Source organism: Candidatus Buchananbacteria bacterium CG10_big_fil_rev_8_21_14_0_10_42_9, assembly GCA_002773845.1.
Taxonomy (GTDB): domain Bacteria; phylum Patescibacteriota; class Patescibacteriia; order Buchananbacterales; family 21-14-0-10-42-9; genus 21-14-0-10-42-9.
In genome coordinates, this window is the sequence record PEZZ01000021.1 from 17,831 (window position 1) to 31,173 (window position 13,343).

The 13,343-nt window shown below is 41.3% G+C and carries 22 protein-coding genes and 2 tRNA genes; 6 read left to right on the forward strand and 18 right to left on the reverse strand.

What is annotated here, in order from left to right; translation table 11 throughout:
* Positions 1-26 precede the first annotated feature (26 nt).
* From COT81_02935 to msrB, 4 genes are read right to left on the reverse strand one after another with little or no spacing between them, the layout of a single operon-like run.
* Entirely contained in the window at positions 27-428 is a 402-nt protein-coding gene (locus tag COT81_02935) for a hypothetical protein (protein ID PIS05097.1), read from the reverse strand.
* 9 nt (positions 429-437) lie between these two features.
* Complete coding sequence (locus COT81_02940; protein ID PIS05098.1) at positions 438-674, reverse strand: hypothetical protein; 237 nt, start codon at positions 672-674, stop codon at positions 438-440.
* Positions 675-724: 50 nt separating this feature from the next.
* The gene (locus tag COT81_02945; GenBank protein ID PIS05099.1) at positions 725-1,294 is read right to left on the reverse strand and encodes a hypothetical protein; all 570 of its coding nucleotides are present in this window, start codon (positions 1,292-1,294) and stop codon (positions 725-727) included.
* The gene (msrB, locus tag COT81_02950) at positions 1,284-1,700 is read right to left on the reverse strand and encodes a peptide-methionine (R)-S-oxide reductase (protein ID PIS05100.1); all 417 of its coding nucleotides are present in this window, start codon (positions 1,698-1,700) and stop codon (positions 1,284-1,286) included. Before msrB ends, COT81_02945 begins: the two co-directional genes overlap by 11 nt.
* 44 nt (positions 1,701-1,744) lie before the next feature.
* On the opposite strand from msrB, the gene COT81_02955 reads away from it, so the two are divergent.
* Positions 1,745-2,167 (forward strand): DUF2391 domain-containing protein, encoded by a 423-nt coding sequence (locus tag COT81_02955; GenBank protein PIS05101.1) that lies wholly within the window; start codon positions 1,745-1,747, stop codon positions 2,165-2,167.
* Here COT81_02955 and COT81_02960 read toward each other — a convergent pair.
* From COT81_02960 to COT81_03025, 14 genes are all read right to left on the reverse strand, one after another.
* On the reverse strand, positions 2,164-2,676 hold the full coding sequence (locus COT81_02960) for a DNA mismatch repair protein MutT (protein ID PIS05102.1): 513 nt from the start codon (positions 2,674-2,676) through the stop codon (positions 2,164-2,166). The genes COT81_02955 and COT81_02960 overlap by 4 nt on opposite strands.
* A complete protein-coding gene (locus COT81_02965; GenBank protein ID PIS05103.1) occupies positions 2,676-3,317 on the reverse strand; it encodes a glycosyl transferase in 642 nt (213 codons plus the stop codon). The genes COT81_02960 and COT81_02965 overlap by 1 nt, the downstream gene beginning before the upstream one ends.
* Positions 3,318-3,339: 22 nt before the next feature.
* Complete coding sequence (locus tag COT81_02970) at positions 3,340-3,726, reverse strand: cupin domain-containing protein (GenBank protein ID PIS05104.1); 387 nt, start codon at positions 3,724-3,726, stop codon at positions 3,340-3,342.
* Between the two features lie 9 nt (positions 3,727-3,735).
* On the reverse strand, positions 3,736-4,524 hold the full coding sequence (locus COT81_02975) for an SDR family oxidoreductase (GenBank protein ID PIS05105.1): 789 nt from the start codon (positions 4,522-4,524) through the stop codon (positions 3,736-3,738).
* Positions 4,525-4,608: 84 nt separating this feature from the next.
* The gene (locus tag COT81_02980) at positions 4,609-5,208 is read right to left on the reverse strand and encodes a MarC family protein (GenBank protein PIS05106.1); all 600 of its coding nucleotides are present in this window, start codon (positions 5,206-5,208) and stop codon (positions 4,609-4,611) included.
* Between the two features lie 56 nt (positions 5,209-5,264).
* On the reverse strand, positions 5,265-6,101 hold the full coding sequence (locus COT81_02985; protein ID PIS05107.1) for a hypothetical protein: 837 nt from the start codon (positions 6,099-6,101) through the stop codon (positions 5,265-5,267).
* An 18-nt stretch (positions 6,102-6,119) separates the two neighbouring features.
* Positions 6,120-6,536, reverse strand: a complete 417-nt coding sequence (locus COT81_02990; GenBank protein PIS05108.1) for a hypothetical protein — start codon at positions 6,534-6,536, stop codon at positions 6,120-6,122.
* A gap of 17 nt (positions 6,537-6,553) precedes the next feature.
* On the reverse strand, positions 6,554-6,811 hold the full coding sequence (locus COT81_02995) for a hypothetical protein (protein PIS05109.1): 258 nt from the start codon (positions 6,809-6,811) through the stop codon (positions 6,554-6,556).
* Positions 6,808-7,083, reverse strand: coding sequence for a hypothetical protein (locus tag COT81_03000; GenBank protein ID PIS05110.1), 276 nt, complete (start codon positions 7,081-7,083; stop codon positions 6,808-6,810). Before COT81_03000 ends, COT81_02995 begins: the two co-directional genes overlap by 4 nt.
* A 121-nt stretch (positions 7,084-7,204) precedes the next feature.
* The gene (locus tag COT81_03005) at positions 7,205-8,230 is read right to left on the reverse strand and encodes a serine hydrolase (protein ID PIS05111.1); all 1,026 of its coding nucleotides are present in this window, start codon (positions 8,228-8,230) and stop codon (positions 7,205-7,207) included.
* Between the two features lie 75 nt (positions 8,231-8,305).
* A complete protein-coding gene (locus COT81_03010; GenBank protein ID PIS05112.1) occupies positions 8,306-8,650 on the reverse strand; it encodes a hypothetical protein in 345 nt (114 codons plus the stop codon).
* Between the two features lie 63 nt (positions 8,651-8,713).
* Positions 8,714-9,433, reverse strand: coding sequence for a sulfite exporter TauE/SafE family protein (locus tag COT81_03015; GenBank protein ID PIS05113.1), 720 nt, complete (start codon positions 9,431-9,433; stop codon positions 8,714-8,716).
* A gap of 60 nt (positions 9,434-9,493) precedes the next feature.
* Positions 9,494-9,994: an aspartate carbamoyltransferase gene (locus tag COT81_03020; protein PIS05114.1), complete on the reverse strand. Its 501-nt coding sequence runs from the start codon at positions 9,992-9,994 to the stop codon at positions 9,494-9,496.
* 7 nt (positions 9,995-10,001) lie between these two features.
* Positions 10,002-10,274, reverse strand: coding sequence for a hypothetical protein (locus COT81_03025; GenBank protein ID PIS05115.1), 273 nt, complete (start codon positions 10,272-10,274; stop codon positions 10,002-10,004).
* Between the two features lie 296 nt (positions 10,275-10,570).
* On the opposite strand from COT81_03025, the gene COT81_03030 reads away from it, so the two are divergent.
* From COT81_03030 to COT81_03050, 5 genes are all read left to right on the forward strand, one after another.
* Complete coding sequence (locus COT81_03030) at positions 10,571-11,623, forward strand: Fic family protein (GenBank protein ID PIS05116.1); 1,053 nt, start codon at positions 10,571-10,573, stop codon at positions 11,621-11,623.
* A gap of 211 nt (positions 11,624-11,834) precedes the next feature.
* Positions 11,835-12,056, forward strand: coding sequence for a hypothetical protein (locus COT81_03035; protein ID PIS05117.1), 222 nt, complete (start codon positions 11,835-11,837; stop codon positions 12,054-12,056).
* Between the two features lie 91 nt (positions 12,057-12,147).
* A tRNA-Thr gene (locus tag COT81_03040) sits at positions 12,148-12,219 on the forward strand.
* Positions 12,220-12,275: 56 nt separating this feature from the next.
* Complete coding sequence (gene rpmG, locus COT81_03045; GenBank protein ID PIS05118.1) at positions 12,276-12,431, forward strand: 50S ribosomal protein L33; 156 nt, start codon at positions 12,276-12,278, stop codon at positions 12,429-12,431.
* Between the two features lie 113 nt (positions 12,432-12,544).
* Positions 12,545-12,619, forward strand: a tRNA-Trp gene (locus tag COT81_03050).
* Positions 12,620-13,343: the final 724 nt, after the last annotated feature.

The following is a 13,343-nucleotide window of genomic DNA, read 5'->3' on the forward strand; positions in this document are numbered from 1 at the left end:
TAATAATTTTCGGCAGTATAGCACATTTACAAATTCTCACAAGTATAAGCGCAAACCGTAATACAAATTTCAGAGCCTGGCGCGCAGGGGCTGCCACATTCATTAAATTCTCCGCCGCGGGCTTGGCAATCTGCCTTAAATAAATCTGCTCCAAGCGAAGCATCGGTAGTGTATACAATCTTTGAGCCAAAATCGTTCTCAATTTGAACTTTCGTAACATTTGGCTGGAGATCAATTTGAGAATTGCGCTCTTCAACTTGCTTTTCTACTTGATCTGCTTGGTTAACTATTGTTTCTGGACTAACTCCGCTACCCGGAACCGAAGACTGGTTAATCAAAGTAAAACTAATTGCCGCCAACATCACCACAATGGCAAGGCTAACTAATAATCCGACTAGGGCAAACCCTCTTACTTTTGTAAATTTCACAGCAGTAAACTATTTCTTTTTACGCCGGTGAGCTTTGTGGGCAGCAAGTCCGGCCAAAAGAGCTGTGGCGCCGACAATCCCGGCGGCGATCTTTTTCTTAGTTTGAGCGTCTAGTTCACTATACTCTCGCTTGGCGTTCTTGAGGTGCTTCATCATCTCATCGCCAAGTTCATGCAGTTCATCTATGCCCCTGTGGTGAGAAGTTTTGCTTTTGCTAGGTTTTTTTGTTCGCGATAATTTTGGCATATAAATATTTAATTGTTAGTAATATATATGGCGGATATTTAAACTATTTGTCACCCTGGCTCTTTCTCCTCTTTCTTTGTCAAGTATTGAGCTAAAAAATCTTCCCTATCAACATGTGCCGAAGCAATTACCCTCGGCTTTTTATCAGGATGTTTGAGGCGCCAAGTGATTTCATGAGGAAATTCTTTGGATATTTCTGACTGGGTTAACTTAGGCCTATCAATGGTAAAACCCATTTTTTTCATCATCGTTGGCGCCTTGCCGACAATCCATGATAAAGCGGTAATAGTTTTGATATTCGGGTTCTCCTCCACCCGTCTAGCGATTACTTCAAATGCTGGGCGAAACATCGAGCGCAATTCACTAATAGTCAGTCTGGGGGTCTGTTTTTCACCGTCTTGACTACTATCCTCGTCATCATTGTTTTGGTATTGATCCAGTACGTGTATCGCGATTCGGTCGGGAAAAGTTTCAATTTCTACCAAGTCATTAATCCGTTCTATGGGGTGGACTAATTCTGTTTCATCTAAATCAGCTTCAAATTCTTCATGTTCGCCTAAATTAGTCTCGGGCGACTGCGGTTCTGGTGAGCCATATATATCACCGCGCTCACTTAGCATCTTTTCCCTTTTTATTAAAATTCAACGCCGCAGAGTTGATACAAAAGCGTTGGCCGGTTGGTTGCGGTCCATCTGGGAAAACATGGCCTAAATGACTGCCGCAACGGCTACACATCACTTCCGTGCGAATCATGCCGTGGCTAGTATCCACATCAGACTTCACATTTCCTTCCTTAGCCGGCGCATAAAAACTAGGCCAGCCCGAACCGGAGTCGTATTTAGTGTCAGAGCCAAAAAGCTCTTGGCCACAAGCCGCGCATAAATACTTACCCTCTTCATGGTTATCGTAATACTCACCGGTAAATGCCAACTCGGTGCCCTTTTCGCGCAAAATATGATATTGCTCAGCGCTCAACTTATGCTTCCACTCATCTTCTGATTTTGGCATTGATTTATCTTGTCCCATGCTTCAAGTATACCAGAAAAACAAATTTGTGTTAAAATAAAGCTATGACAAATAATCAACCAAACAATCACCAAAGTATACGCTTCCAATCCAAAGATGCTATGCAAATTGTTGTCGGCGCGGCGTTACTGGCTATCCCCATTGGCTTTACCGAGGAAACATGGCGGCTGGGTGAACATTTACCTACACTCAACATTTTAATTATTACCGTACTCTCCATCGTTTTTATTACCGTGTTTGTTTTCTTCAACTACAAACGCGGCGAGCTCAAACACCATCATACCGAGTTCGTGAAGCGGGTCGCGGCAACGTACGTACTGGCCTTTTTAGTCGTCGGACTATTTATGACTCTCATCCAGCAAGCGCCATGGATTCTTGACACGACATTAGCCATTAAACGAATTTTAATCGTTACCTTTCCGGCCTCCATGAGCGCGGTTATTGCAGACATGCTAAACGAGCTTTAATTTTCAGTTATCCACTTTTTTAACATTTGCTTGTTATTATCAAAAGCCATTCCGAGAATTGGAATTTCATCTTTACTAAACCACTCTAGGGCGACTAAATCATCATTGGCTTTTGGTTCGCCGTTTTGAATGCTAGCTAAAAAACAAATGTTCATAGTCGGCGCATTGGGAGATGTTGGGTATTCATATTTACCCAAAAAAAATCCAAAAAACTTTTCCAAGTTAATGGTCAATCCGGTCTCTTCTAAAATCTCTCGCCGTGCCGCTTCTTCCGGCGTTTCATTGAGCTCAATAAACCCGCCCGGAATATCCCACATGCCTTTACCGGGATCGCTCCGCCGGCGACCCAACAGCACCTTGCCATCTTTTACGATAATGGCACTGGCCGTCGGGACAGGATTTTGGTAATTAACAAAACCACATCGCTCACAATTTTTAAAGCGCTGCCTGCCGTTTGGCGGATTCAATTTAGTGCCGCATCGTGGACAATATTCAAATTCCATATTCATTAACTTCTAGTAGATAATCTAATTTTGTGGGTAATTCTATCTTGGCTTTCAAAATTCCGATAAATGTGTGTGGCGTTATCAACCCGAATGGTTTTGACACCTGATTCTTTAATCCTTTCAAATAAATCGGTGTCTTCAAAATGGATATTCTTAAAGCCGCTCAAAGATAACAATACTTCTTTTTTAATCGCGGCCGTACCAATTAAAAAACATTGGTTAATATGAATTTGCTCTCCGGGGCGGTATTTGTCCGGCACTAGCGGAGAGCCTAAAAATTCAGTTGGGCCGTAGATCAAACCGACGTCAGGATTTTGCTCAATAGCTGTGCGCCGCACTGCCAAATGGCTTGTGAAAAATTCATCATCGGCATCAACAAAAACTACCCAATCGGCTAGGGCTTGGTTAATGCCAACATTTCGAGATATCCCAAGTCCGGAATTTTGGTGATAAAAATATTTAATTGGCAAACCTTCTTTTATAAAAAAATTAACTATTTGCTTGGTATTATCTTTGCTGCCGTCGTCAACCACAATTAACTCCCAACTTTTTTCCGACTGGCTAGTTACCGAATTAATAGCGCCAGCGAGCGTATCGGCCATATTGTATGTGGCAATAACAACACTAAAAAAAGGCTTGCTCATAATGGACGCTTAAATTCCCAAATCATTCAGTTGTTTGGCCATCAAAATGCTCTTCTTTTTCGTCGGCTTTGGTCGGATGCACCGTGCCGTCTTTGTGTTCGGGCGGAGAGTAAATTGAATACAATTTTAATTCGTTATCGCCACTGTTAATCACATTGTGCTTTGTGCCGGCCGGAATTACGATTGCAAAATCATCTTGGACTTCAGTTTCTTTACCGTCTAATATAACTTTGGCTTGGCCCTGTTCAATGCGAATAAATTGGTCAAGCGTGTGGGTTTCTTCGCCAATTTCTTCCCCCGGTTGCAAATTCATCAGCACTAATTGACTGTTTTTAGCTGTATACAAAACGCGGCGATAGTCTTTGTTTTCCAACGTCGCTTTTTCAATGTTGGTGATATACCCTGGCATAAAATTAATTTAGGTCAATAAATAACCGCCGTCAACCACCACTAAACTACCAGTCATATACTTACTCGCGTCACTGGCTAAATATAACGCGAGCATCGCAATATCATCTGGTTCTCCTAATTTGCCAAGCGGAATACGCGCTGTAAAATCTTTAACCGCGTCGCCTTCGGTAACGCCAGCTTTTATTCCGCCTTTAGTCATTTCCTCAACACCCTCTGTGCTAATGCCGCCCGGCGCAATAGCATTTACCCGAATATTATAAGGCGCCACTTCCAAAGCAAAATTTTTAGTAAATCCCCACACGCCATGTTTAGAAGCATCGTAAGCCGACAAACCAACACGGCTTGGGTGCAAAGAATCAATTGATCCGATGTTAATAATTACTCCCCCGCCTTGCTCTTTCATCACTTCAGACACGTCCCGGCTACACAAAAACACACTGCGTAAATTTACGGCCTGTATTTTTTCCCAAAATTTCAAATCCATCTCAAGCGCCGGTTTAGACGGGAAAATTCCGGCGTTATTTATCCAAATGTCAATGCGTGAAAACTTTTTAACAGCCTGATTAATAAGCTTAGCGATATCTTTTTCGTCGCTAACATCCGCGTGAATATATTCAGCTTCCAAAACGGCCGCCTTGGCCTTGCCGGTTTTATCATCAATGTCGCTAATTACAACTTTTGCTCCAGCCTCCGCTAAACGTTCAGCCATGCCAAAGCCAATACCTTTAGCCGCGCCAGTGATCACAGCCACTTTACCGGAAAAATCGTAAAGTTGTTGAATTGATTTATGCTTCATATTGATACTTTCGCCATATTTCAGCTTACTCCCAAAATAAAAAAAATTCAACCGGCGCCTTGAATTCTTAACTTTAAATTTGACTTAAAAATAAAGATTGTTAACCCCGGTAATAATCATATTCACACCGATAGCGCCGACAAAAAAACCATTAAGCCGAAGCAAAACTTCCATATTTTTATCGAAAGCAATTTTAAACTTCTTCCTTGTAATTGCGTCGCGAATAAACTTTATTATCACAAGCGTTAAATAATTAATTGCCATAATTGTAAAAAGCATAGCAAAGCCTTGGCCTAAGCCAAAATCATTAGCCATTAAAACAACGAGCGAAATTGTGGCTGGGCCGACCATAAACGGTAAAGCTATTTCTGATGCCATGTCGTCTAAGTTTTCTTTAACCTGTACAAAAGCTTTTTGTCCTTTAACGATAAAAAAATAGGCAAAGGAAAAAACCACAATTCCGCCAAAAATACGAAACGATTCAAAGTGTATTTGAAAAATCTTTTGGAACAAAGCGTTTCCGGCAAATAAAAACAAAGCATATATTAAAAAAGAAATTAAAGATGCCTTGAATAAAACAAACAAAAAATTTTCGTGAGATAGGCTTGTCCAAACAGGTTCAAGATACAAAAATAACGCGAAAGGATTTAATAAAACTAAAAAAGCGATGGTGGCCGATAGCATAAACTGAAATAGTTATTAATGTTGTAACTTCAGCTTACCTTTAAAGTAAAAAAAATTCAATTCTTTTGATTCACAATATTTACAAATCTTGAGAAGTTACTGGTTACAAAATAAGCATTTAAATCATACAAATCTTCAGCTGTGTGGTCTACCCCATTCGCAATCCCCCGCGCCGCTAAATATCCGGCTTCTTTTAAGGACTCAACGACTTTTTCATCAAAGGTCCCAAAAGGATACGCGACAGCATAAACTTGTTTGCCCAATTGTTTTTCTAGGATTTCTTTACTGCCACTTAGCTCTTTTGCGAGTTCTCCCTCATTGATCCTGTCAAAATAAAGATGATAGTGCCCGTGGCTGCCTATTTCCATTCCGGCATCCGCCATTTCTTTTAATTGTTCCCAGGTCATATAATTTTCGCTTCGGCTAATCGGATTGGTAAAGATAAAGAAAGTAGCAGTTAAATTATGCTTTTTTAAAAGCGGAAAAGCGTTTTGATACTGGCTTATCGTACCGTCGTCAAAAGAAATAATAACTGGCTTATTCGGCAATTCAAATTGCCCGCTAAAATAATCAACTAAATTTTTAAACGATATGGTTGTAAAATTATTATCGGCTAGATACTTCATTTGGCTTTCAAAATCGGCCGGTGAAATTATAAATTGTTTATCTGATTCGCTATCAGTTGGCTTCGCTTCGCGCACATGATGATAAATAATTATCGGCACGCGCGCTTCCAAATTTTCCGATGGCTTGGGCTCTTCATCTTGCTCAATTTCTTCAACCGGCCCAGGCGCAACTACTGGCTTTGGTTTAAGCGTAAAAAAAATAGCAACTGCTAAAATAACGACAACAACAAGCGGGATTGCAGCGATATAGATTATAGGCTTAGGCATGCCCTTATTATACCAAGCCTAATTAATGTTGGCTAAAAATTCTTCCGCCGTTTTATAACGTTCTTGAAATATTAAATACAAGCTTTCCGGCTTAGCCGCTTCGCCTATTAAGATAAGCGGTTTCCCCATACCATACGCAATACCGGCTTCTATGTGCGCTGACGTGCCAGCCGGCAAAAGTAAAATTACAGTTTTAGCATTTTTTAATCCAGCTAGATCTTTTTCAAAAAGATATTTAAAATGTTCGTCATTGTAAAAATCTTTCTTTGCTTCATGCGCTTTCATCTGCTCTTCAGGATTGGCGTTTGGATTATTCGGATCCGCCGGCGTATCAGAAAAATTATAGCACGTCTTGCCTTTGGCTTTTAATTTTTCAATCAAAGCCAAGCATTGATCTTTATTACGAAAACTGGAAACGATTGAGTAATCGGTCATTTTAAATAATGCAAAATTTAATACAGCTTACTATGCGTATCAATCGCCACAAAGTAAGCTACCTCATCATCAATCAGTTCATAGACAGCGCGTAAATTGCCGCCGATACTCAAGCTGCGATAGCCTTTATACTTGCCTCTTAACGGATGATTATTCAGTAGCGGGTGGTACGGATTTTGCAAAAATATATCCTTGCGTTGTTTGAATCGCTTTTTTTCTGCCAGGCGGAGTTTTTTGTATTGTTTTTCAAAATTCCTATGAAAAACAATCTTCATAAATCATCAAGATACCTATCCACTTCTTTGCCGGACAAAAGCATTGGCGAAATGTTTCTTTTAGCCTTAAAATCTTTTTTTGCTTTACCAATTACTGCTTCAAGTTCTGCCGTCATGCGCGGTGCTAACGAAAAATATATTTCTTTATTTCTAATAAACTGCTTTAGGTACGCGTTAATTACAGTGCTTAATGGCAAGCCCAACTCTTTGGCGGTCTTTTGCGCGTTCTCCTTGACCTCCTTATCAGCCTTTATGTTGATAATTGATTTCATATATCTAAAGTATATACTATGGGTATGAGTTTGTCAAAAGTAACTGCCAGTATTGATCTTTATTACGAAAACTTAAAACGATTAAGTAATCGGTCGTTAAGAAATTATAACAAAATTATTATTAGCCCACCTGGCAAAACTCGTCGAACACTAGCTTAGATATGGGCTTGATGATAGTATCTTTTGATAAAGAATAAGGACGGCTCGTAAAAATCACAAAAACCACGCCCGATTCCACGTGAGCCCAAGTCGTAACGCCGGTTGCCCCGCTGTGGCCGAAAACGCTTGTGCCAGCCGACACCGGAAAGCTGCTGGAATCAAGATTAAAGCCTAAGCCTTGTTTTTTCTCCAACCTTTCTAGCTGGTTAGTGAGCATCGCTTGTGCCGAAGACCTACTTAATACCGGATGTTTATCCAACGTCAAAAAAGAGGTCATAAATTTAATCATATCCCTCGCTGAAGCAATCACGCCTCCCCATGGTGCGCCCAAGCTGCGCCAATACTGGCTATTCCAATTCCAGGCTTCATCGGCTTCTGTGCCGGCATAGGCTTTCATTGAATCAAGCTCACACATGACCGTTTCCCTTAATTTATTATAGCCAAGCCCATAAGCTGCGCCAGTCATCCCAAGCGGCATAAAAATATGATTCAGGGTAAAATCGCCTAAAGATTTGTTGCTCACTCGTTCAACTAACTGCCTGAGCAACAAATAACCAACATTTGAATAACTATATCGACTACCCGGATTAAATATTAAAGGTGCATTCGTTGCACTTTCGTAAAAATCTCGTAAGGTACCTTGGCGTTTACGTATGTCCACGTTATCCGGTACATGGCGAGGCAAACCTGAAGTGTGCGTAAGCAGGTGTCGAATCGTAATCTTGTCGGCATTGACTTGTGCTGGTTCAGGCAGATACTTTTTAATTGAATCATCCAGCGAAACGGCGCCTTGATCAACTAGAACCATTACCGCAGTTGCTGTAATGACCTTAGTAATAGAGGCAATCAGAAACGGGCTGGCTGTTGAAGCTCTAATATTCATTGAGCAAACAGTTTTGCCGCCACGCTCCACCAACAAAGCGGCATGCCGAGCTCCTGATGTTTTTAAAAGGTTTTGCAATTGTGCTGAGAACTCTTCATTTTGCATAACAAGAGTATAGCACAGTTATTAGCATATATTTGCATGAATATTTGCATCTGTTTTAGGCACTTAGGCCACAGCTTATTTTGAACCTTCAGCAAATTCCAATCCGGCATCTTGCCAACCGGCTAAGCCGTCTTGGTAATGGCTGACATTGGTATAACCCGCATCTTCAAGAGTAGCCGCGGCATTAACGCTTGCTTGGCAGGTGCTGGATGAACAATACACGATGACTTCCGCATTTTTGTCATCAGTTATTTCTTTTTCAAAACGCTCAATAAAATCGTCACCCATCGGTACATTTTTTGCGCTCGGAACATGACGTGCTTCATAGCTATTCGCTGAAAGCACATCAACAAGATGAAAATCTTGAGCGCCACCGTCAATTTTTGCTTTTAGTTCCTCGGTACTTATTGTTTTTGCCATATAATTAAAGGTTATTTATTAATTGCGGTATCCTTATGTTCTTACACCTTACCATAAATAACTTTATGGCCAAAATAAAAGTTTCACCCCCACCCCAAAAAGAAAAGCCACAACCACAAAGCGAAAATTTCGCTGAGCTATGCGGTCAACTACTTTTTTGGCAAGTTGGGCGCCAACCAACGAAGCCGGAATAAAAATAATGAGCGACCAGTAAGGAAGTTCAAGCAATCGGCTTCCGCCCGTCCAATAGGTAAGCAAACGGGCTGAGTCAATGACGAGGCCAATTGCTCCGGCCGTGGCAATGTAGATAGCTTTAGGTAAATTAAAGGCAGTCAAAAAAGCGCTGCGAATCGCTCCGCCGATGCCAAAAATGCCGGCGAAAAAACCGGACAACGCTCCGCCGATAACCGCGGTAATGGCGTTTTGCTTAAATTTGAACGACGGTTTAATAAACAAAAAGATGGTATAAGCAATGATAAAAACGCCAAGCGTACGGGACAACGCCTGGTCGGAGACGCTAAAAATAAATTGCGCGCCAAACCAAGTCAAGATAATACCAGGAATGCCAAACCAGAGCACTAAACGCCAATCGAATCCCTGGCGAAATAATGTAATTTTCCAAATATTGCCAAACCAGTGAACAACGCCAACCAATAGCAACGTTTGCGGCAACGGGAGCCATAAGAGCAATACGGGGACCATGATAGTTGACGTGCCAAACCCGGTCAGCGTGCCGACCGCTGCCGCGGTAATGGTCAATAGCGCAATCAGAACAATTTCCATGCCACGTCATTGTACCACAAAATCGCCCTTTGGGCGGTTTTACGCGGTACTAATTAACTGCTACTGAGCCAGGTGTGGCTGGGCGTCTGTGCCGTGGTCAGTCAGCTGGGCCATAAACCACAAATGTATCGCGTTGAGCACTTCGGGATTATCGGAAAGATAGCTGATTTGCGCGCCATCTTCTAATTCCTTATATTCAACTTCCAGCTCATCAGCTTGGGTGGTGAGCACATCAAGCCCGGGCATGCTCTCGCCATGCAGCGTCTGGGGATCGCCAAAATCACCTTGGCTAAATCGGTCGGCTTCTGCTCGTAAATGCTGTTGGATCAGTTGGATTTGTTCAGTGTCGTTGGGGTCTTTGGCTCTGACTTGCTGAATGCCGCCGGCATCTGTTTGATTAAACACATGCGTTGTCTTGTCAAGGTCAAATGGCATAACGAGCGTTCCGCGCTCATGGATTTCTTGCTGGCGCTGATCTAATGTTTGTTTTTGGGTCCAACTAATTGCCACTGCCGCCGCGGCCACAACTGCCAATACGATGATAATAATATTTTTCTTCATAAATACGTTACTTGTATAAATTTATTATTTTGGTTAATTTCTCTTTTCGCTTTTTCTCACTTGTCTTTTTATCCGTTAATTCGTGCAACACAAAACCCTCCAATGTTCTGATTTTCAAAGCATTAAATGATTCGGCCACCGAAGCGGTTAAGTGGGCAATGTCGTGGCAAGGTTTATCTTCTGTGATATATCGTTTCAGCACCTTAAGCTGTCCTTCAATGCGGTTGATGTGATGAATGGTTTTTTTATGGCGTTCAAACCGTGAATGTTCCATACACATACATTATATACCCCTACCCCTATATGTCAAATATTACATTCCAAAAACGCGAGAACAGATCTCGCGTTTTTGTGTTTTACAATTCGAGATACCAGCTCGGACAGCCCTGGATCTCTCGATAAAAATTTTAATGTTCTCCCTCTGTACTCAAGGGCAGATATTTTTTAAAGTTTCCGTTAGCTGTCTTATTAATTTTGACATGCCCTTTTACCATGAGCCTTTATTCACTTGACTAGTTATAAATAATCTCATATAATCTAATATAGTATATATATTAGATTGCTTAATCCCCTATTATGACTAACTTCAATAAACGGCTTAAAAACTTGCCATATAGCATCTGGCCATTACTTAATCAAATTGATGAATTAAAAGGCCAGTGGATTGGTGGAGCTCAATTAAACCCTCAAGCGCTTGGCAGATTAAAGCGCTCGGTTTTGGTTACTTCAACCGGTTCATCCACTCGAATTGAAGGTTCAAAACTATCTGACGTTGAAGTGGAGAAATTAATGAAAGGATTGTCTTTGCAAAAACTGGCAGACAGAGATAAACAGGAAGTTAAAGGATATTATGAATTGTTAGATAAGGTGTTTAGTGTTGGTAACAAAATTCCTTTTTCTGAAAATTCTCTTAAACATCTGCATAATGAATTGCTAAAGTATGCTGATAAAGACAAAAGACATCGGGGTAAGTACAAGGTAGGTGAAAATAAAGTTGAAATGTTGGATGAATCAGGAAAAGCAATCGGGGTGCTGTTTGAAACAACACCGGCATATTTAACGCCCAAGGCGATGGAAGAATTGATTGACTGGACTAATCAAGAGCTGATTGCCAAAGAATTTCATCCCCTGCTGATTATTGCCAACTTCATTGTTGAGTTCCTAAAAATTCATCCGTTCCAAGATGGTAACGGCCGACTAGCCCGCGTGCTAACCAACTTGTTAATGTTAAAAAACAATTACAGTTATATCCCCTACGTATCTCACGAAAAGCTGATTGAGGATAACAAAACTGATTACTATTTAGCCCTACGACAAAGTCAAAAGACTTTTGGCACAAATGCGGAAGATATTACCTCTTGGGCAAAATTCTTCCTTGATGTCTCATTGAGCCAAGCCAAGCAAGCGCTGGGGTTGTTATCAGCTGAGAATATTGAAAAACTGCTGTCACCAAAACAGCTGGCTGTTTGGTATTACTTGCAAAGCGGTACCGAAGCAACACCGGGAGAGATTGCCGAAGCAACCAAGGTAGCTCGGCCGACAGTATCACAGGCGCTGGAGCGGTTGCTTCAACTTAAAAAAGTGGAGCGTATTGGACAGGGCAGAACAACCAGATACAAGAAAATATAAACCAGTTAATTCAAAAAATCATCTTTGATTGCCTTCAAGATGATAGGCAAAAAATCGCAAATCATCATGCCAGGCAAAAAATATTATCCTCTAAATTTCTTTCAAATTCGATGGCATTAGCCTTACTTCGTTTCCCTCTCTTAAACTCATCCCGACAGTAAAACAAATTCTCAACACTTATTAATTTATCATAACTACTTTGAATTACCATATGAATAACCTAGACACGCCGTTAATTATCAAGACCTACGATTTGTATAAACTATTTTATGAATATGTTGGATTGTTTCCTAAAAAAGACAAATACTCACTCGGCGTAAAATGTGAGGCGTACATTTTGGCGGGTTTGGAACTACTGATTGCAGCCAGTAGTGTCACTATCGGTAAGAAGCTCACCCATGCTAACAAACTAACCAAAACAGCCCGGATATGACATTTCTATTTCCCGTTGACAATCAAGAACATTGACAAAAAGTAAATCTTTAACTATACTAATGAAACTTTTTTAGTGCTGGGAACAACAGGCCGGGATAGCTCAGTGGTAGAGCACCTGTTTTGTAAACAGTAGGTCGTGGGTCCGAATCCCACTCCCGGCTCACGCCCCTCATAGCTTTAGCGACGTGGGGCTCCAGTAATTAATTGAAACCAAAGTATGTCCCAAGACAACATGATTAAAATGGAGTGCACTGAATGCAAGCGAGTGAATTATTTTTCACGCAAGAATAAAAAACTTTTGAAGGATAGGTTAGAGATGAAAAAGCACTGCAAGCATTGCGGTAAGCACACCATGCACAAAGAAACAAAATAGCTAATAGCCTTTGTCATTGCGAGGACCCCTGCGAAGACAGGGGGACGTGGCAATCTCAGAGATCGCGACGCTACGCCACGTCAGACGTGGCTACGCTCGCGATGACAAGAAGAGGGGGTGTAGTACAGTGGCTAGTATGCGGGTCTCCAAAACCTGAGACGGGGGTTCGATTCCCTCCACCCCTGCCAAAAGTACATAAGCCGAGCTAACTGCTCGGTTTGTGTGTTATTTAACGGCTTTTTATCCAGTTCCAACCGCTTATATTCCGCCTCTAACGCAGGATACGCTTTTTCTATCGGTGCAAACCAATCATTCGCTATAATACGCACTTTTTTGTCTTTTACAGAGAAGTTCTGACCAACGGCGGCAAATATCTCTCGTTTCTTATCAAGCCCGCCCATAACAAACTCTTTGCGGGCATACGTGGCAAAGTTAAAGGTTTTCTCGGTTAGTTCAATCCATTTCTCGGCTCGGCTTTCAGTTTCACGGAGCTTGCTTTTTAGTTTGGTAATTTGGGACTGTAAGCTATCACGTTCCTTGATAAACGTTTCATCATCAATAAGCTGGCGGTAGCGCATCTTGGTTAGTTCATCCAGCTCCTTTTGGGTTTCGGCCAAACTCTTGTGTTGCATTTCATATACTTTGGTTCGGTCTTCAATTTCGGTGTCGTTTTCTCTGTTTAGGATTTCCAAGGCCCATTGCTGAAATTGAGGGAGAATAGTGAAGCGTTCCAGTTCAATTTCAATCTGGTCTTCAAGCTCTTTAAGAGTTATTGGTTTTTGAGCGCAGGGGACATCTCTTTTTCTTTTGGTGCAATGGTAATAAATGGTGGGTACCCATTTTTTTGTAAACTTTGTCTACACTCTAATGGATATGTAATTATTAATTGTTAATACTTGTTGATGCTTTCTG